The sequence below is a fragment of the Seonamhaeicola algicola genome (assembly GCF_007997385.1).
GTDB lineage: Bacteria > Bacteroidota > Bacteroidia > Flavobacteriales > Flavobacteriaceae > Seonamhaeicola > Seonamhaeicola algicola.
Genome location: NZ_VOSC01000022.1, coordinates 1 through 866, shown reverse-complemented (window position 1 = coordinate 866; position 866 = coordinate 1). Strand labels below are relative to the sequence as shown.

Sequence of the window (866 nt, the reverse complement as noted above, 5' to 3'; positions counted from 1 at the left end):
AACGGTGCTGTTACTGTTACATTTACGGCTACTGATGAGTGCGGACTTACTAGTACCACTACAGCTACTTACTTAATTAAAGATACCGAAGCGCCAACACTTACAATTCCTAATAACACGACTGCTGAATGTAATGACGATTTAACACCTGCTACTCAAGGTAACGCTACTGCTACTGATGATTGTTCTGCTGTTAATATCACATTCTCAGATGTTACCACACCTGGAACTTGTGCTAATAGCTATGTTATTTCAAGAACTTGGACAGCTACAGATGCTTGTAACAATACCACTAGTCTTGTTCAAACCATTACTGTACAAGATACTACAGCTCCTGTAATTACATTACCAAGTGATACAACTGTTGAGTGTAGTGATGATTTGTCTACTACAGCGTTAGGTACCGCCACTGCTACCGATAATTGTTCGCCAGATGCTAATATAACTATTACATTCTCTGATCAAACCACACCTGGTGCTTGTGCTAACACCTATGTTATCACCAGAACTTGGACAGCTACTGATGAATGTAACAATGCTTCTAGCCTTAATCAAATTATTACTGTTGAAGACAACACAGCTCCTATAATTACTTTACCTGCTGATGTAACTGCTGAATGTAGCGACGATTTATCTATTACTGCTTTAGGTACCGCTACTGCTACTGATAATTGTTCTGCAGACACTAACATAACTATTACATCTTCTGATGTAACTACACCTGGTGCTTGTCCTGGAACATACGTTATTACCAGAACCTGGACAGCTACTGATGAATGTAACAACGCTGTTAGTCAAGATCAAACAATTACAGTACAAGACACTACAGCGCCAGTAATAGACAATACAAACACTGAAAATATTGA

General features: G+C 38.9%; 1 protein-coding gene. It reads left to right on the top strand.

Features of this window, described 5'->3' with window-relative positions:
* Nucleotides 1-866 (top strand): PKD domain-containing protein (locus FUA26_RS15700; protein ID WP_394344915.1); only part of this gene is annotated, 866 nt, incomplete at both ends.